This is a genomic window from Teichococcus deserti (assembly GCF_001982615.1).
Lineage (GTDB): Bacteria > Pseudomonadota > Alphaproteobacteria > Acetobacterales > Acetobacteraceae > Pseudoroseomonas > Pseudoroseomonas deserti.
The window spans coordinates 1-16950 of the sequence record NZ_MLCO01000147.1 but is presented as its reverse complement, the minus strand read 5'-3'; the positions used below and the strand labels follow the sequence as shown (position 1 = coordinate 16950).

The 16950-nt window shown below is 71.2% G+C and carries 18 protein-coding genes; 6 read left to right on the top strand and 12 right to left on the bottom strand.

Going from position 1 to position 16950, the window contains the following annotated elements; genetic code table 11:
* The 4 genes from BKE38_RS15410 to BKE38_RS15395 form a co-directional block, all read left to right on the top strand.
* Positions 1 to 1259 (top strand): helicase C-terminal domain-containing protein (locus BKE38_RS15410; RefSeq protein WP_278247627.1); only part of this gene is annotated, 1259 nt, incomplete at its 5' end.
* Between the two features lie 49 nt (positions 1260 to 1308).
* The gene (locus BKE38_RS15405) at positions 1309 to 1731 is read left to right on the top strand and encodes a tellurite resistance TerB family protein (RefSeq protein ID WP_076958184.1); all 423 of its coding nucleotides are present in this window, start codon (positions 1309 to 1311) and stop codon (positions 1729 to 1731) included.
* Between the two features lie 50 nt (positions 1732 to 1781).
* A complete protein-coding gene (locus tag BKE38_RS15400; RefSeq protein ID WP_076958183.1) occupies positions 1782 to 3836 on the top strand; it encodes a prolyl oligopeptidase family serine peptidase in 2055 nt (684 codons plus the stop codon).
* Positions 3837 to 3879: 43 nt separating this feature from the next.
* Positions 3880 to 4938: a hypothetical protein gene (locus BKE38_RS15395; protein ID WP_131829607.1), complete on the top strand. Its 1059-nt coding sequence runs from the start codon at positions 3880 to 3882 to the stop codon at positions 4936 to 4938.
* Between the two features lie 4 nt (positions 4939 to 4942).
* Here the strand turns inward: BKE38_RS15395 and BKE38_RS15390 are convergent, their stop codons facing one another.
* From BKE38_RS15390 to groES, 4 genes are all read right to left on the bottom strand, one after another.
* The gene (locus BKE38_RS15390) at positions 4943 to 5434 is read right to left on the bottom strand and encodes a DUF2165 family protein (RefSeq protein ID WP_076958181.1); all 492 of its coding nucleotides are present in this window, start codon (positions 5432 to 5434) and stop codon (positions 4943 to 4945) included.
* Positions 5435 to 5481: 47 nt separating this feature from the next.
* The gene (locus tag BKE38_RS15385) at positions 5482 to 5685 is read right to left on the bottom strand and encodes a cold-shock protein (RefSeq protein ID WP_076958180.1); all 204 of its coding nucleotides are present in this window, start codon (positions 5683 to 5685) and stop codon (positions 5482 to 5484) included.
* Between the two features lie 345 nt (positions 5686 to 6030).
* Entirely contained in the window at positions 6031 to 7677 is a 1647-nt protein-coding gene (groL, locus tag BKE38_RS15380) for a chaperonin GroEL (RefSeq protein ID WP_076958179.1), read from the bottom strand.
* A gap of 51 nt (positions 7678 to 7728) precedes the next feature.
* Positions 7729 to 8019, bottom strand: a complete 291-nt coding sequence (groES, locus tag BKE38_RS15375; RefSeq protein WP_076958178.1) for a co-chaperone GroES — start codon at positions 8017 to 8019, stop codon at positions 7729 to 7731.
* A 316-nt stretch (positions 8020 to 8335) separates the two neighbouring features.
* Between groES and BKE38_RS15370 the strand changes: the two genes are divergently transcribed.
* A complete protein-coding gene (locus BKE38_RS15370) occupies positions 8336 to 8611 on the top strand; it encodes an usg protein (RefSeq protein WP_076958177.1) in 276 nt (91 codons plus the stop codon).
* Positions 8612 to 8688: 77 nt separating this feature from the next.
* On the opposite strand, the gene BKE38_RS15365 is transcribed toward BKE38_RS15370, so the two are convergent.
* From BKE38_RS15365 to BKE38_RS15355, 3 genes are read right to left on the bottom strand one after another with little or no spacing between them, the layout of a single operon-like run.
* Positions 8689 to 9606, bottom strand: coding sequence for an AEC family transporter (locus tag BKE38_RS15365; protein ID WP_076958176.1), 918 nt, complete (start codon positions 9604 to 9606; stop codon positions 8689 to 8691).
* Between the two features lie 31 nt (positions 9607 to 9637).
* Positions 9638 to 10267, bottom strand: a complete 630-nt coding sequence (gene gmk / locus BKE38_RS15360) for a guanylate kinase (RefSeq protein ID WP_076958175.1) — start codon at positions 10265 to 10267, stop codon at positions 9638 to 9640.
* On the bottom strand, positions 10264 to 11157 hold the full coding sequence (locus BKE38_RS15355) for a YicC/YloC family endoribonuclease (RefSeq protein WP_076958174.1): 894 nt from the start codon (positions 11155 to 11157) through the stop codon (positions 10264 to 10266). Before BKE38_RS15355 ends, gmk begins: the two co-directional genes overlap by 4 nt.
* Positions 11158 to 11196: 39 nt before the next feature.
* On the opposite strand from BKE38_RS15355, the gene BKE38_RS15350 reads away from it, so the two are divergent.
* A complete protein-coding gene (locus tag BKE38_RS15350; protein ID WP_367595895.1) occupies positions 11197 to 11988 on the top strand; it encodes an SDR family NAD(P)-dependent oxidoreductase in 792 nt (263 codons plus the stop codon).
* Positions 11989 to 12248: 260 nt separating this feature from the next.
* Here BKE38_RS15350 and mltG read toward each other — a convergent pair whose 3' ends face one another.
* From mltG to fabD, 5 genes are all read right to left on the bottom strand, one after another.
* Positions 12249 to 13229 carry an endolytic transglycosylase MltG gene (mltG, locus tag BKE38_RS15345; protein WP_076958172.1) on the bottom strand — a complete coding sequence of 327 codons (981 nt, stop codon included), beginning with the start codon at positions 13227 to 13229 and terminating at the stop codon, positions 12249 to 12251.
* A 172-nt stretch (positions 13230 to 13401) separates the two neighbouring features.
* The gene (gene fabF / locus BKE38_RS15340; protein ID WP_076958171.1) at positions 13402 to 14685 is read right to left on the bottom strand and encodes a beta-ketoacyl-ACP synthase II; all 1284 of its coding nucleotides are present in this window, start codon (positions 14683 to 14685) and stop codon (positions 13402 to 13404) included.
* Positions 14686 to 14729: 44 nt separating this feature from the next.
* On the bottom strand, positions 14730 to 14969 hold the full coding sequence (locus tag BKE38_RS15335) for an acyl carrier protein (RefSeq protein WP_076958170.1): 240 nt from the start codon (positions 14967 to 14969) through the stop codon (positions 14730 to 14732).
* A 131-nt stretch (positions 14970 to 15100) separates the two neighbouring features.
* Positions 15101 to 15838, bottom strand: a complete 738-nt coding sequence (gene fabG, locus BKE38_RS15330; protein WP_076958185.1) for a 3-oxoacyl-[acyl-carrier-protein] reductase — start codon at positions 15836 to 15838, stop codon at positions 15101 to 15103.
* 40 nt (positions 15839 to 15878) lie between these two features.
* The gene (gene fabD / locus BKE38_RS15325; protein WP_076958169.1) at positions 15879 to 16835 is read right to left on the bottom strand and encodes an ACP S-malonyltransferase; all 957 of its coding nucleotides are present in this window, start codon (positions 16833 to 16835) and stop codon (positions 15879 to 15881) included.
* Positions 16836 to 16950: the final 115 nt, after the last annotated feature.

The window sequence follows — 16950 nt, the reverse complement described above, 5'->3', positions numbered from 1 at the left end:
TGCCCACCCGCCCCGGCTTCCGCGACAGCTCGCCGGCCGAGGAATTCTTGCGGGCTGTCCGCGGGCAGGTGATGGCGCGAACGGCCGAAGGCGACCCGCTCTACGACGCCGAATGCGACCTGCACCCGCTGCATGACGGCCTGCCCGAGGCCGCGGCGTCGCTGGAGACGGCGCTGGAATCGCTGCGCGACCCGCTGAAATACCTGGGAAAGCTGCTGGCCGAGCTGCTCGAGGATCCGGAGCAGGAGCTGGAGACCGGCGTTCGCATCCGGCTCGAGACCGCCTGCCGCAGCATCGAGCGCCGCGCGGTGATGCCGCTGACCGCCTGGCTGTCCATGCTGCGCCGGCTGCGGGAAGAGCCCGCCGAGCCCGGCCAGCGCCCGACCTATGTCGACTGGCTGGCGCTGACCCGGCGCGAGGGCCGCGACATCGATGCCGGGCTGCACCGCCACTGGCTGGACCCGACGGTGCCCTTCGCGACCCAGGTGGCGGCCCCCGCCCATGGCGTGCTGATCGCCTCGGCCACCTTGCGCGACACCGCCCGCCGCGACCCCGAGGCCGCCTGGCGCGAGGCCGAGGCGCGCACCGGCGTGCAGCACTTGGCCGCCCCCGCGATCCGCGCCGCCGTGCCCTCCCCCTTCGACTATGCCGCCAATACCCGCGCCTTCGTGGTCGAGGACATGAGCCGCGACAGCCCGGGCCAGGTGGCGGCGGCCATGCAGCAGCTGTTCCTGGCGGCCGGCGGCGGCGGGCTCGGCCTGTTCACCGCCATCCGGCGGCTGCGCGACGTGCATGCCCGCATCGCGCCGGCGCTGGCCGAGGCCGGGCTGCCGCTCTACGCCCAGCATGTCGACGCCATGGACAGCGCCACCCTGGTCGACATCTTCCGCGCCGAGGAAGACTCTTGCCTGCTGGGCACCGATGCCTTGCGGGACGGGGTCGACGTGCCGGGCCGGGCCTTGCGGCTGCTGGTCTTCGACCGGGTGCCCTGGCCGCGCCCCTCGATCCTGCACCGGGAGCGGCGCATCCACCTCTCCGGCGGAAGGCCCGGCGGCTATGACGACGCCATCGCCCGCCACCGCCTGCGCCAGGCCTTCGGAAGATTGATCCGCCGCGCCGACGACCGCGGCGTCTTCGTCCTGCTCGACCCGCGGACCCCGTCCCGCCTGCTCGCCGGCCTGCCCGAGGGGGTGGTGCCGCAGCGTCTGGGGCTGGCCGAAGCGGTGCGGCAGACAACCGCCTTCCTGGCCGAGCGTTGAACCGCGCGCCGCAACGCGTTAGGCCTTGCGGGAATAAGGATTAGAGCCGATGCCGCACACGAAGATCCGCTTCACCGCCCAGGAGGCCCTGATCTGCGCCATGGTGCTGATGTCGGCCGCCGACCGGCAGATGTCGGATGCCGAGCTCGGCGTCATGTCCCGCCTGGTGCAGGAGCTGCCCGTCTTCGCCGATTTCCATCCGCAGGAGATCGAGCGGGTCACCGAGAGCTGCCTCAGCCTGCTGGAGCAGAGCGACGGGCTGGACCGCGCCTGCGCCCTGATCCGCGAGGCGCTGCCGCCGCGCCTGCGCGAGACCGCCTATCTCCTGGCCTGCGAGGTCGCCGCCGCCGATGGCGACGCGACGCAGGAGGAGCTGCGCTTCCTGCAGGATTTCCGCATCGGCATGGATCTGGACCGGCTGATCGCCGGCGCCATCGAGCGCGCCGCCAAGGCCCGCTACCAGATCATCTGAGGGCGGCAGGGCCGCCCTGCTGACCCGCCAGCCTGAAGGGGAACCGGAGAATGGACCAGCGGCCGACGATCGAGGCGCCGGACGACGACCCCTTCCTGTGGCTGGAGGAGATCGAGGGCGAGCGCGCGCTGGCCTGGGTCGCCGCCCAGAACGAGCAGGTGCTGGAGCGCCTGGCCGATGACCGGGTGGCGGCCGACCGGGACGGGCTGAAGGCGGCGCTCGACCGCCCCGGCAAGCTGCCGCATGTCACCCGGCGCGGCGCGCATCTCTACAATTTCTGGCAGGACGCGGCGCATCCGCGCGGCCTCTGGCGCCGCACCACCATGGCCGGCTTCCGCCAGGACCAGCCGGACTGGGAGGTGCTGCTGGACCTCGACGCCCTGGCCGCGGCCGAGGGCGAGGACTGGGTCTGGGCCGGCGCCACCACGCTGCACCGGGCGCATGACCGGGCGATCCTGCGGCTGTCGCGCGGCGGCGGCGACGCCGTGGTGCTGCGCGAGTTCGACCTGCATGCGCTGGCCTTCCCCGAGGGCGGCTTCGCCCTGGCCGAGGGCAAGAGCAGCATCGTCTGGCTGGACCGGGACACGCTGCTGCTGTCGACCGCGCTGGGCGAGGGCAATGCCACCAGCGCCGGCTATCCGCGCCGCATCCGGCTGTGGCGCCGCGGCACCGACCCGATGGCCGCCCAGGTGCTGTTCGAGACCGCCTTCGAAAGCATGGGCGCCTGGGGCAATGTCGACCGCGAAGGCGGCCAGGAAGTGCTGCTCTTCATGGAGAAGACCGGCTTCTTCGACGGCACCATCTTCCTCGGCGACCGCGGCGGCCCGCAGCACCGCATCCCCCTGCCGACCGACGCCACCTATGCCTGGCAGGCCGGGCATGTGGTGGTGAAGCCGCGCACCCCCTGGACGGTGGGCGCCGAGACCTTCGCCCCCGACACGCTGCTGGCCCTGCCCTTCGACGCCATGATGGCCGGCACGCTGGCGCCGCGGGTGCTGTTCACCCCCGAGCCGCGCCGCGCGCTGCAGGGCTTCTTCTGGTGCCACGGCAAGCTGGTGCTGGCGATCCTCGACAACCTGGCGCCGGTCTACCAGCTGCTGACCCCGGGCAGCTGGGACGTGGCAGAAGTGCCCGGCCTGCCGCAGATCGGCGTGGTCGACCTCTGGCCGCTGGATGCCGAGCTCGAGGAATCCGACGGCACGCTGCTGGCCATGGCGCAGGACCCGGTGACCCCGCCGCAGCTTCTTCTCACCTCGACCGCGCCGGCCGCGCCCGCTTTGCTGAAGGCTTCTTCCCCCAGCTTCGACGCCGACGGCCTGACGGTGTCCCGCCACGAGGCGGTCTCCGCCGATGGCGAGCGGATTCCTTACGTGCAGATCGGGCCGAAGGACGACACCGGCCAGGCGCCGGTGCATCTCTCGGCCTATGGCGGCTTCCAGGTGTCGCGCCTGCCCTATTACTCGGCCGGCGTCGGGCGGCTCTGGCTGCAGAAGGGCGGCACCGCGGTGATCGGCCAGATCCGCGGCGGCGGCGAGTTCGGCACCGCCTGGCACGAGGCCGGGCGGCTGGCGGCCAAGGCGTGCAGCCATGACGACTTCGCCGCCATCGCGGCCGACCTGGTGACCCGCGGCGTCACCGTGCCGCAGCGGATCGCCGCCGAGGGCGGGTCCAATGGCGGGCTGCTGATCGCCAATATGCTGACCCGCTATCCGGAGCGGTTCGGCGCGCTGTTCTGCACCATCCCACTCATCGACATGCGCCGCTACACCAGGCTGCTGGCCGGGGCGAGCTGGATCGCCGAATACGGCGACCCGGACAAGCCGGAAGACTGGGCCTTCATGCAGCACTTCTCCGCCTACCACGCGGCGAAGCGGGGCCAGCCCTATCCGCCGATCCTGCTGGCGACGACACGGCGCGACGACCGGGTGCATCCGGGCCATGCCCGCAAGATGGCGGCCAAGCTGCAGGCGATGGGCTATCCGGCCGCCTTCTATGAGCCCGAGGCCGGCGGCCATGGCTATGGCAAGGACAATGCCGAGGTGGCCAGCTTCTCCGCCCTGGGCGCCGCCTTCCTCCGGCGGGCGATCGGCTGGGAGACGGCGTGAGACCTGGCCCCGTCATCACCCCTTGCAAACTCCCGGATCGATGATGGCCGAGCGGCTGCCTCCCCTTCCCGAGATCCTCGGCGGCAAGATCCGGGACGGCGGACTGGAGATCAGCCTCGACCGGCCGCTCGGCGCCGGTGAAAGCCTGATCCTCAGCCTGGAGGGCGGCGGGCAGCACCCGTCGCCCTGCTTCGAGCTGGCCGCGCTCGCCGCGGAAGGCGCCGGCTTCGTCGCCCGCCAGTCCCTGGCCGGCGTCGAGCAGCCTTTCGAGCAGGTCAGTGTGCGGCTGCGCCAGGGCGGCACCGAGCAGAAGCTCGACACCGACAAGCCCGGCTTCCAGCTGCACACCCTCTACGCGCCGACCGAGAAGCGCTTCGCCGAGATCTACTTCAACAAGCGCAACCGGGTCACCGACCCGGAGACGCTGACCTTCGCCTGCGAGCAGTTCTTCCGGCACTACCGGCTGAACCCGGCGCATCTGGCGGTGATCACCGTCATCTACGGCTACCGGGCGCTGGACGCGGCCTCGCCGGGGCGGGTCCGGACGGCGCTGCAGCGCGTCGCCGAGATCGAGCCGGCGGTGCGGGCGCTGCCATCCTCCCGCAGCCCGCGCACCGACCGCGACAGCCTGCTCTACTCGGTGAACGTCATCCAGTGGCACCTGACGCTCTATCTGGGCGACCGGGAGGCCACGCTCGCCGCCCTTGGCGCGGCGCATGACGAGGCCGCCGGCAATCTGCACCCCTATTTCATGGCCGCCTTCAATGCCTGCCGCTCGCTGCTGCTGCTCGGCTATCTGCGGGCCGGCCAGGGGGAGCGCGTGGCCTCGGAGGCGGTCTTCCGCACCAGCTTCGACCTCTACCGCAACGCCATCGCCGATTTCGACGGGCGCGGGCTGCATTTCAACGAGCTGGCCCAGGCGCACCGGGCCGCGGCGCTCGGGCTGATGTGCCAGGAGGAGGTGCAGCGCAAGCGCCAGCTGCTGCGCATGCCGAGCATCCTGGAGGCGGTGCTGCGCATCGATCCAGCCTCGCCCGCCGGGGCGACGATGCGGCAGAACCTGAAGGCCATGCTGGCCGACGCCAAGGTGCGGGTGGCCTGACGCGCTACTCCGGCTGGCTGACGTAGATGGCGACGCCGAGGATCATCGCGACGAAGCGGAAGGCCGATTCCTGGCCGTTCCAATGGGCGGATTGCCACATGGCGAACCACTCGCCGCCCAGCACCTGGAAGCCCAGGAACCAGACCAGGAAGCCGAGGCCCGCGCCGGCATGCGCCCAGGCCTTGGCGCGGGCGAAGCCCTCGGTGCCGAAGCCGCGCGCCATGCCGATCGCGCCGAGCGCGAAGCAGGCCCCGGTCAGCGCCTCGCCCAGGATGATGCCGGCATAGCCCGCATGCCACAGCGCCGGCGCGGTGACCGCCCGGCTGCGCAGCGCGGTGTCGGGGAAGGTGGTGTCCATGCTCAGCACATGCGCCACGAAGGCGAAGTTCGAGCCGTAGTCGATGAGGTTGTTGTAGGCGACGAGCAGGGCGAAGGCCGCGAGCCCCGCCACCATGGCCAGCTTGGCCGCCCGCGCTGCGCCTTGCGCACGGGTCATTCCGGCCGGCAGGGTGCCGTCGCTCCCTGCCGGCACGGCGCGTCCGCTCAGAGCGGCTTGAGGTTGCTGGCCGCGGCCTTGCCGCGCTCCATCACCACGTCGTAGCTGATCTTCTGGTTCTCGTTCAGCCCCTGCAGGCCGGCCTTTTGCACGGCCGTGATGTGCACGAACACATCCTTGCCGCCGTCCTGCGGGACGATGAAGCCGAAGCCCTTGGTGGCGTTGAACCACTTGACGGTACCGATCGCCATCTCGTTGCACTCCTTACTATGCGCTTGGCAGGGCAGGAGCGCCCTCGCCCGTGAGGTCCATCCGTGTCCCGGTACGGCTTGAAGAGCGCCCGGGTCTCCGGAGGCACGGCAAGGCGGGCGGAACGGCTGGCACGGGGAAGTGAGGCAGATCGTTTACAGTCTGTCAACGTAAACCGCCGGGGTCGCGATCGATTCCGCAACGAAGCGTTCCTGTCCCGCACTGCAACACTGCCGAGCGGCGGGACTGGCACCGGCAGACCATTCCGGGGGAACGCGGCGCGTCCAACGAAGAAGGGGCGGCCCTTGCAGGCCGCCCCTCCCCGAAACCCTGATCCCTTGGAAGGATCAGAAGTCCATGTCGCCGCCCATGCCGCCCATGCCGCCCGGGCCGCCGGCCGGAGCCGCCGCCTTGGCCGGACGCTCGGCGATCATCGCCTCGGTCGTGATCAGCAGGGCGGCGATCGAGGCCGCGTCCTGCAGGGCGGTGCGGACCACCTTGGTCGGGTCGATGATGCCGGCCGAGACCAGGTCCTTGTACTCGTCCAGCTGCGCGTCGTAGCCGTACTCGTAGGTGGCGTCGCGCAGGACCTCACCGGCGATCACGGCGCCGTCCTTGCCCGCGTTCTCGGCGATCTGCTTCAGCGGCACGGCGATGGCGCGGCGAACGATCTCGACGCCGACCTGCTCGTCGTTGTTGGCGCCCTTGACCTCGGACAGCTTCTGCGCGGCGCGCAGCAGCGCCACGCCGCCACCCGGGACGATGCCTTCCTCGACGGCAGCGCGGGTCGCATGCAGCGCGTCGTCGACGCGGTCCTTGCGCTCCTTCACCTCGACCTCGGTCGAGCCGCCGACGCGGATGACGGCGACGCCGCCGGCCAGCTTCGCCAGACGCTCCTGCAGCTTCTCGCGGTCGTAGTCCGAGGAGGTCTCCTCGATCTGCGCCTTGATCTGCTCGACGCGGCCCTGGATGTCGTCCTTGGAGCCGGCGCCGTCGACGATCGTGGTGTTCTCCTTCTCGATCCGGACCGTCTTGGCCTGGCCGAGCATGGCGAGCGTCACGGTCTCGAGCTTGATGCCGAGATCCTCGGAGATCACCTGGCCACCGGTCAGGATGGCGATGTCTTCCAGCATGGCCTTGCGGCGGTCACCGAAGCCCGGCGCCTTGACGGCGGCGATCTTCAGGCCGCCACGCAGCTTGTTGACGACCAGGGTGGCCAGCGCCTCGCCCTCGACGTCCTCGGCCACGATGATCAGCGGGCGGCCCGACTGCACCACCGTCTCCAGCAGCGGCAGCATCGGCTGCAGCTGGGACAGCTTCTTCTCGTGGATCAGGATGTAGGGGTTCTCGAGCTCGGCGATCATCTTCTCCGCATTCGTGATGAAATACGGGGAGACGTAGCCGCGGTCGAACTGCATGCCCTCGACGACGTCGAGCTCGGTCTGGATGCCCTTGGCTTCCTCGACCGTGATGACGCCCTCGTTGCCGACCTTCTCCATCGCGGTCGCGATCATCTCGCCGATCTCGCTCTCGCCGTTGGCGGAGAGCGTGCCGACCTGGGCGACCTCGGCGGAGGTGGTGATCTTGCGGGTCTTGGACTTCAGGTCCTCGACGATGACGGCGACAGCCTTGTCGACGCCGCGCTTCAGGTCCATCGGGTTCAGGCCGGCGGCAACCGCCTTGGCGCCCTCACGGATGATGGCCTGGGCCAGCACGGTCGCGGTGGTGGTGCCGTCGCCGGCCAGGTCGTTCTGCTTCGAGGCCACTTCGCGCACCATCTGCGCGCCCATGTTCTCGAACTTGTCGGCCAGCTCGATTTCCTTGGCGACCGTCACACCGTCCTTGGTGATGCGCGGGGCGCCGAAGGACTTGTCGATGACCACGTTGCGGCCCTTCGGGCCCAGGGTCACCTTGACGGCATCGGCCAGGATGTCCACGCCGCGCAGCATGCGCTCACGGGCGGAGGCGCCGAACTTAACGTCCTTAGCAGCCATGATAGTTACCTCGTCTGTTCTGGTGGAAGGATGGGGTCCGCAGGCCGCGAATTAGGCCGCGATCACGCCCATCAGGTCGGATTCCTTCATGATCAGCAGCTCTTCGCCGCTGATCTTCACCTCGGTGCCCGACCACTTGCCGAACAGCACGCGGTCGCCGACCTTGACGTCCAGGGCGACGACGACGCCCTGCTCGTTGCGCGCGCCGGAACCGACGGCGACGATCTCGCCTTCCATCGGCTTCTCCTTGGCGGTGTCGGGGATGATGATGCCACCGGACGTCTTCTCTTCGGCGGTCAGCCGGCGGACGACGACGCGATCATGCAGGGGACGAAACTTCATAAGACCCTCTCCTGACGCCCTATCTGGCGCATTCAGCGACGGTTGCCCCACCCGATAGGTGAGCCTTGTTAGCACTCACCACGGGCGAGTGCTGACGATCTAGGATGCCTCGTGAAAACCGTCAAGCGCTGAGCAGCACTCTCTGTGATTGAGTGCTAAGTGCCTGTTATCACGGTTCTTCTTGCGCAACCCTGGCCGCCGCATGGCATGCTGCGGCGTCCCCGCGGCGCGGGTCCCGCCCCCGGCCGCCCCGGTCGGAGGCCGGCCCTGGGCGCTTTCAACAGCCCGTCCCGGGGTCGAGCCGAGAGGAGCGCGCATGCTGCTGCGGGATATCGAAGCCTTCGTCCGCATCCCGGACTGGCGCCTGACCACCGCGGAAATCCTCTACCACCTGCCGGACCATCCGGGGCTGCTGCAGAGCTTCCTGTGGCAGAAGCTCGACCAGGCGCCCGGCTTCCCGGAACTGCACCGCTTCCTCCAGTTCTGGCAGCGCGAGATCCAGGGGCCGCTGCATTCCGTCCGCGTCGCCTCCAGCGCGCTGACCCGGCCGGCCGAGTTCCGCTATGCCGAAGGCAGCTTCACCCTGCACTGACGGGCAGGGCCTGAAAACCTGCGCGGTATGAAAGTTCGGTGGCGGGCGGCTTCAACCGCCGCCGCCGGCGTTTCGCCTCACAGGATGGCGAGCAGCACCGCCAGCGTGCCGACCGAAAGGATGGTGGACAGCAGCACCGTGGCGCCCGAGCGGTCGGCGCCCGCGGCATAGCGGCGGGCCAGGAAGAAGGCGTTGGCGCCCGTCGGCATGCCGGCGGCCAGCACGGCGACCGCGGTCATCAGCGGCGACAGGCCGGCCAGCCAGGCGATCAGCCAGACCAGCGCCGGCATCAGCAGCAGCTTCAGCGCCGAGCCCAGCAGCGCCTCCGGCCAGTCGCGCCGGGCGTCGAAGGCGATCAGGCTGGCGCCCAGGCAGAACAGCGCCACCGGCGGCCCGGCCAGCCCGGTCATCTCCAGGAAGCGCCGCGCCACCGGCGGCACCGGCAGGCCCGAGAGGGAGATCACCAGCCCGATCAGCACCGCCATGACGATTGGGTTCTTCAGCACGGACAGGGCGGTCGCGCGCAGGATGGCCAGCAGCGGCGCGCGGGCGTTGTGCGCGATCTCGCCGACCACCGTGCCGATCGGCAGCAGGATCAGCGAATGCAGGCCCACGATGGCCAGCATCTGCGACAGACCGGCCTGGCCATAGGCCGCCAGCACCAGCGGCACGCCGATCATCGCCGTGTTGCCGAAGGCGGTGTTCAGCGCGAAGGTGCCGCCCTCGGCCAGCCGCATCCGCAGCAGCGTGCCCGACATCGCCAGCGCCAGGGCATAGGTCGCCAGGCAGCCGGCAAAGAAGGCGAAGGCGGTCATTCCGGCATTGGGATGCGGCGTGGTGGCGCCGTTGATCAGCAGGCAGGGCATGGCCAGGCGGAAGACGAAATCCGTCATGCCGCTCAGCCCGGCTTCCGAGATCCAGCGCCGCCGCGCCGAGACATAGCCGATGCCGATCAGCAGGAAGATCGGCGCCACGACGGTGAGCAGCGTCTCCATCAGCCGGTCCGCTCCCGCCCGCGCCCCCGCATCAGGGCTGCAGCAGCCTGCCGACGAAGCCCTCCAGCCAGGGCTGGCGCAGCCGGGCGCAGCGTGCGGCCTGCAGGATGGCGCGCACCCCGGCGACCGTATGGTCGAAATCGTGGTTCACCAGCACATGGCCGAAATCCTGCCAGTGGCTGATCTCGTCACGGGCGGCCTGCATGCGGCGGGCGATCTCCTCGGCCGAATCCTGGCCGCGGCCCTGCAGCCGGCGCTCCAGCTCCGCCAGGCTCGGCGGCAGCAGGAAGACGCCGACCACGTCGCCCGGCAGCGCCTGCTGCAGCAGCCGATGCCCCTGCCAGTCGATGTCGAACAGCACGTCCTGGCCGGCCGCCAGCGCCGCCTCGACCGGCGCGCGCGGCGTGCCGTAGCGGCGGCCGAAGACCTCGGCCGATTCCAGCATCTCGCCGCCGGCCTCCATGGCCAGGAACTGCTCCATGCTGCGGAAGAAGTAGTGCACCCCTTCCTGCTCGCCCGGCCGCGGCTGGCGGGTCGTCGCGCTGACCGACAGCTTCAGCGCCGGCTCCTGCGCCAGCAGCGCCCGGCTGACCGAGGACTTCCCCGCCCCCGACGGCGCGGCCAGCACCAGGCAGAGGCCGCGTCTGGTCTCGTTGCTCATTCGATGTTCGCCGCCTGCTCGCGCAGCCGCTCGATCGCGGCCTTGAGGTCGAGGGAAAGCCGGGTCAGCGCCAGGCTGGCCGACTTGGCGCCCAGGGTGTTGGCCTCGCGGCCGAATTCCTGGGCCAGGAACTCCACCCGCCGGCCCACCGCCTCGGGCAGGCCCAGCAGGGCGCGCGCCGCATCCACATGCGCGCCGAGCCGGTCCAGCTCCTCCCGCACGTCGGACTTCTGGGCCAGCAGCGCGACCTCGGCGGCCAGGCGCTCCTCGGGGACGCGGTGCTCGCCTTCCAGCAGCTCGGCCAGCGCCGCCTGCAGCCGGGCGCGATGCGCCGCCGGCTGCGCCGCCGCCTCGGCCAGGGCGGCCTGGCGCAGATCGGAAATCTCGCCCAGCAGCGTCTCCAGGATGGCGGCCAGCTTGTTGCCCTCCGCCTCGCGCGACTCGGCCAGCGCCGCCAGCGCGGCCTCGAAGCCGGCGGCCAGCGCCGCGTGCTTGGCGCCCTCCTCCTCCTCGGCCGGGGCCTGCGACTCGGCGCGCAGCACGCCGGGCAGGGCCAGCACCGCCTCGGCGCGCGGCGGCGGGCAGCCGGGGATGCGCGCCGCGACCTCGACCAGCAGGGCGATCGCCTGCTCCAGCGTCGCGGGATCGGGGGTCAGCCGCGCCGCCCGCTCCTCCCGCTTCAGCGTCAGCGTCGCCGAGACATTGCCGCGCTTGAACCGCGCCGCCGCCGCCTCGCGCAGCCGCGCCTCCAGCCGGTCCAGCCCGGGCGGCAGCCGCAGCCGCACGTCGAGGCCGCGCCCGTTGACGCTGCGCAATTCCCACACGAAACCCGTGCCATCCGGCAGGGCGCCCGCCTGGCGGGCAAATCCGGTCATCGAGGAGAGAGCCATGCCCGGCCTTCTCTCCCCCTCCGCTGCAGGATGCAAGGCATGGCGAGCATACCCTGGCGACGCATCGCCATCACCGGCGCCTCCTCCGGCCTCGGCCGCGCCCTGGCTGAGGCCTGTGCGAGCCCCGGCGTGACCCTCCACCTGGCCGGCCGCGACGCCGGCCGCCTGTCCGCCAGCGCCGCCGCCTGCCGCGCCAGGGGCGCCACCGTGCAGGAAACCACCCTGGATGTCCGCGACCAGGCTGCCTGCGGCGGCTGGATCGCCGCCATGGAGGGGCTCGACCTGCTGATCGCCAATGCCGGCATCTCCGGCGGCACCGGTGGCCAGAGCGAGCCCGCCGACCAGGTCCAGGCGATCTTCGCCACCAACGTGCAAGGCGTGCTCAACACCGCCCTGCCAGCCTTGGAGAAGATGGCCGCCCAGGCCCCCGATTCGCGCGGGATCCGCGGCCAGGTCGGCGTGGTCTCCTCGGTCGCCGCCTTCGTCGCGGCACCCGGCGCCGCCGCCTACTGCGCCAGCAAGGCCGCCGTCCAGAACTGGGCCGAGGCGACGGACGCCACCGAACGCGCCCGCGGCCTGCGCCTGCACGCCATCTGCCCGGGCTATATCCGCACGCCGATGACGGCGGTGAACGCCTTCCCCATGCCCTTCATGCTGGAACCGGAAGACGCCGCCCGCCGGACGCTGGCCGGCCTGGCTGCGGGTCGCACCCGCATCGCCTATCCCTGGCCGACCTACGCGGTCTCCCGCCTCGCCGGGGCTTTGCCTCTGAGCATCCGTGCGTGGCTCGCCTCGCGGGTGCCTGCGAAGCCGGTGTCAGAGAAAGTTTGAAGAGAAGACAGACCAAGGCCAGGGGAATGAATTCCCCTGGACCCCATCTTTTTTCTGATCATCGGCCGTTCAGCGGCCCGCTCTTCGCCGGCAACGGCACCAGGGCATCGCGGCGGGACGCCAGATATGAAAGCAGCGCGCCCTCACAGGTCGCGCCGTCGCCGGGCCGTTTCACGTCCCGTCCCCACCTGGACACGGCAGTCACCCCAGAAAGAAGAAGGGGGGCCAGGGGGAATTCATTCCCCCTGGCCTTCGCCTTGTTACTGACCGCCTGCCTTCGCCCGCTCGATCGCCCGCCACCGCGCCACGTTGCGGTTGTGCTCTTCCAGGGTCCGGGCGAAGGCGTGCCCGCCGGTGCCGTCGGCGACGAAGTAGAGATCGTCGGTGTCCATCGGCTGCAGCACGGCGCGGATCGCCTCGACCCCGGGGCTGGCGATCGGCCCCGGGGGCAGGCCGCGGATGCGGTAGGTGTTGAAGGGGTGGTCGCGCTCCAGGTCGGCGCGGGACAGCGGGCGGTCCAGCGTGCCGCCATCGGCGGCGGCATAGGCGACCGTCGGGTCGGATTGCAGCATCATGCCGCGCTTCAGGCGGTTGACGAAGACGCCCGCGACATGGGCGCGCTCCTCCTTCTGGCCGGTCTCGCGCTCGACGATCGAGGCCAGCACCAGGGCCTCGCGGGCCGAGGCCAGCGGCAGGCCTTCGGCGCGCTCCTTCCACAGCCGGTCCAGGGTCTCGCGCATGGCGGCGCCGGCGCGGCGCACCAGCACGGCGCGGCTGTCGCCCCAGAGATAGTTGTAGGTCTCGGGCAGCAGCTCGCCCTCGGCGAAGCTGGGGGTGTCGCCGGTCAGGCCCTCGGCCTGGCTGATCAGCGCGGCCATCTGCCGGGCGTTCAGCCCCTCGGCCAGGGTCAGGCGGCGCTGCACCGGGCGGGCGGTGCGCAGCACGGACAGCACCTGCTCGACCGAGGCCCCGGCCGGGAACAGGTATTCGCCGGCGCGCAGCGGACCGGCCTGGCGGGTCAGCCAGGTGGCGGCGGAGAAGACCCGGGTGTCGCGCAGCACGCCGCGCTCGGCCAGCAGGGTGCCGATCTGCTCGGTGCCGCCGCGCGGCACGACGATCGGGGTCTCGGCGGCGAGCGGTCCGGCCTCCTGGTAGGCGCGCCAGCCCCACCAGGCGACGCCGCCGGCGCCGAGCGCGGCCAGAAGGACCAGCAGCAGCAGCATCCGCAGCAGCCTGCGCATCGAGGGGCCCTTGTCTCGGGGGAAAGGGGGGCGGCCGCCGGGAGGCATCCCATGGCCGCCTGCCGGCCGGTCCGGGAAGGGCCGGCGCCGGCGGGGGTGGATCCCTTGGAAGAGGGATCCGGCCAGGGGGCGGCGGGCGCCCCCTGGATGTCAGCCTGGCAGCAGGCCTCGATCAGGGCGCCTTGCGGAACAGGATCGAGGCATTGGTGCCGCCGAAGCCGAAGCTGTTCGACAGCGCCACCTCGATCTTGCGCGGCTGCGCCTCGAGGGCGACGCGGTCGATGATGCTCTGGCGCGAAGGCTCGTGCAGGTTCAGCGTCGGCGGCGCCACCTGGTCCCGCAGGGCGAGGACCGAGAAGATGCCTTCCACCGCGCCGGCGGCGCCCAGCAGGTGGCCGATCGCCGACTTGGTCGACGACATGGCAAGCTGCTTGCCGGCATCGCCGAACATGCGCTCCACCGCCTCCAGCTCCAGGTCGTCGCCGAGCGGCGTCGAGGTGCCGTGGGCGTTGACGTACTGGATCTGCTCCGGGGTGACCCCGGCATCCTTCAGCGCCGCCTTCATGGCGCGGTAGGCGCCGTCATGGCCCTCCGCCGGCGCCGTGATGTGGTAGGCGTCGCCCGACATGCCGTAGCCGAGGACCTCGGCATAGATCTTGGCGCCGCGCTTCTTCGCGTGCTCGTATTCCTCGAGCACGAGGACGCCGGCGCCCTCGCCCATGACGAAGCCGTCGCGCCCGGCATCCCAGGGGCGGGAGCCCTCGGTCGGCCGGTCGTTGAAGCCGGTGGACAGGGCGCGGGCGGCGCAGAAGCCGGCCATGCCGATGTCGCAGATCGCGGCCTCGGTGCCGCCGGCGACCATCACCTCGGCATCGCCCAGCGCGATCAGCCGGGCGGCGTCGCCCAGCGCATGCACGCCGGTGGCGCAGGCGGTGACCACCGCATGGTTGGGCCCCTTGAAGCCGTATTTGATCGAGACATGGCCGGAGGCCAGGTTGATCAGGGCGGAGGGGATGAAGAAGGGCGACAGCCGGCGCGCCTTGCCGGAGGCGACCAGCTGGGCGTTCTCGGAGATCGCGGGAAGCCCGCCGATGCCGGAGCCGATCATCACGCCGGTGCGGGCGCGATCCTCCTCCGACTCGGGGGTCCAGCCCGAATCCTCGACCGCTTCGGTCGCCGCCACCATGGCGAGCATGATGAAGCGGTCCATCTTCTTCTGGTCCTTGACCGGGATCCACTCGGCAAAGTCGAGCTTCCCCTCGGCCTTGGGACCGGTCGGCACCTCGCCGGCGATCTGCGCCGGCAGGTCCTTGGCATCGAACAGGCGGATCGGGCCGATGCCGCTCTCGCCTGCCAGCATCCGCTGCCACACATGGGCGACGCCGACGCCGAGCGGGCTAGCGATGCCCATCCCGGTGACGACGACGCGGCGCGGCGTCGTCAGAGAATCGAACAAGCGTTATCTCCCCTCGGCACCCCTGGGTGGCGCGGATGCAAGGCTCAGGCGGCCTTCTGCGCCTCGATGTAGTCGATCGCGTCCTTGACGGTCGTGATCTTCTCGGCGGCATCGTCCGGAATCTCGACGCCGAAGGCCTCTTCGAAGGCCATCACCAGCTCGACCGTGTCGAGGCTGTCGGCGCCCAGGTCGTCAATGAAAGACGCGGTGTCGGTCACCTTGGCTTCCTCGACGCCGAGGTGCTCGACAACGATCTTCTTCACCTTCTCGGCGGTATCGCTCATCGCCCGAGTCTCTCCTGCTTGCAGACGCTGCCGCGCCCCGGTGCGGGGACAATCCCCGCCCTCGGCCCGCGCGGCATTAACATGGAAGCAAGCCGGGGAACAGATTTCCCATTTGCCCCGGCCTGCCTGTTTCAGGTCATCGCCATCCCGCCATTCACATGGAGGGTCGCGCCCGTCACCCAACCGGCCGCGTCCGATGCCAGATAGGCAACCGCCGCGGCAATATCAGTAGCCTCGCCCATGCGACCGAGCGGAATCCGCTCCATCAGCCGGGCTTTCTGCTGCTCGTTCAGCGCATCCGTCATCGGCGTGCGGATGAAGCCCGGCGCCACCACGTTGACGGTGATGCCGCGGCTGGCCAGTTCCTGGGCCAGCGACTTGCTCATGCCGATCAGCCCGGCCTTGGCCGCGGCGTAGTTCGCCTGGCCCGGATTGCCGGTGGTGCCGACGATGGACGCGATCGAGACGATGCGGCCCGAGCGGCGCTTCATCATGCCGCGCATGGCGGCCCGCGCCAGGCGGAAGGGCGCCGCCAGGTCGACCTCGATGACGTCCGACCAGTCCTTGTCCGACATCCGCATGGCCAGGCCGTCGCGGGTGAAGCCGGCATTGTTGACCAGGATGTCCAGCCGGCCCAGCTCGGCCTCGACCTTCTCGACCAGCGCCTGGGGGGCGGCCGGGTCGGACAGGTCGGCCGGCGCCACCAGCACGCCCTCGCCCAGCTCGGCGGCCAGCGCCTCCAGCTTCTCCTGCCGGGTGCCGGAGAGCGCGACCTTGGCACCCTGGCCGTGCAGCGCGCGGGCGATCTCGGCGCCGATGCCGCCCGTGGCGCCGGTCACCAGCGCCACCTTGCCGTCCAGTCCGAACATGCTCGCCATCCTATCGCTGGGAAAATTCCGCGGCCGGGCCTCAGACCGAGGCCAGGAAGGCCTCGATCTCGGCCGGCGTGCCGACCGACTGGGCCTGCGCCTCGGGCGCCAGCCGCTTCATCAGCCCGCTAAGCACCTTGCCCGAACCGATCTCGATGAAGCGGTCGCAGCCCAGCTCGCGCATCGTGCCGATGCATTCGCGCCAGCGCACCGTGCCCGTCACCTGGCGCACCAGCAGGTCGCGGATCTCGGCCGGATCGGTTGCCTTGGCGGCGGTGACATTGGCGATCACCGGGACCAGCGGCGGGCGCAGCTCGGCCAGCGCCAGGGCCTCGGCCATGGCGTCGGCGGCAGGCGCCATCAGCGCGCAATGGAAGGGGGCGGAGACCGGCAGCAGCATGGCGCGCTTGATGCCCGCCTCCTTGGCCAGGGCCACGGCGCGCTCGACGGCGGCGCGATGGCCGGAGATCACCACCTGGCCGCCGCCATTGTCGTTCGCCGCCTCGACGACCTGGCTCTCGCCCCCGGGGCCTTCGGCGGCGCGGGCGCAGATCTCCTGGGCCTGGGCCATCTCGGCGCCGAGCAGGGCGGCCATGGCGCCGAGCCCGGCGGGAACCGCCTTCTGCATCGCCTCGCCGCGCAGCCGCAGCAGGCGGGCGGCGGTGGCCACGTCGAAGCTCTGCGCCGCGGCCAGCGCGCTGTACTCGCCGAGGGAGTGGCCGGCGACGAGGGCGACCTTGGACTTCAGGTCGAAGCCGCCCTCCTGCTCCAGCACCCGCATCACCGCCATGCTGACGGCCATCAGCGCCGGCTGGGCATTGGCGGTCAGCGTCAGCTCCTCGATCGGGCCTTCGAACATCAGCCGCGACAGGTTCTGCTTCAGCGTCTCGTCGACCGCCTCGAAGACCTCGCGGGCGGCCGGGAAGGCCTCGGCCAGCTCGCGGCCCATGCCGATGGCCTGGCTGCCCTGGCCGGGGAAGACGAAGGCGATCGGCATGGCGGTGCGGCTTTCCTCGGGACGTCTGGCGGCCTGGGCCGCGGCAGGTCGGGGTGGTCGGGCGGGTCTCGGACCGGCCGGCGTCGCCCGCATCCGGCGCGTGGCGGCGCCGGCC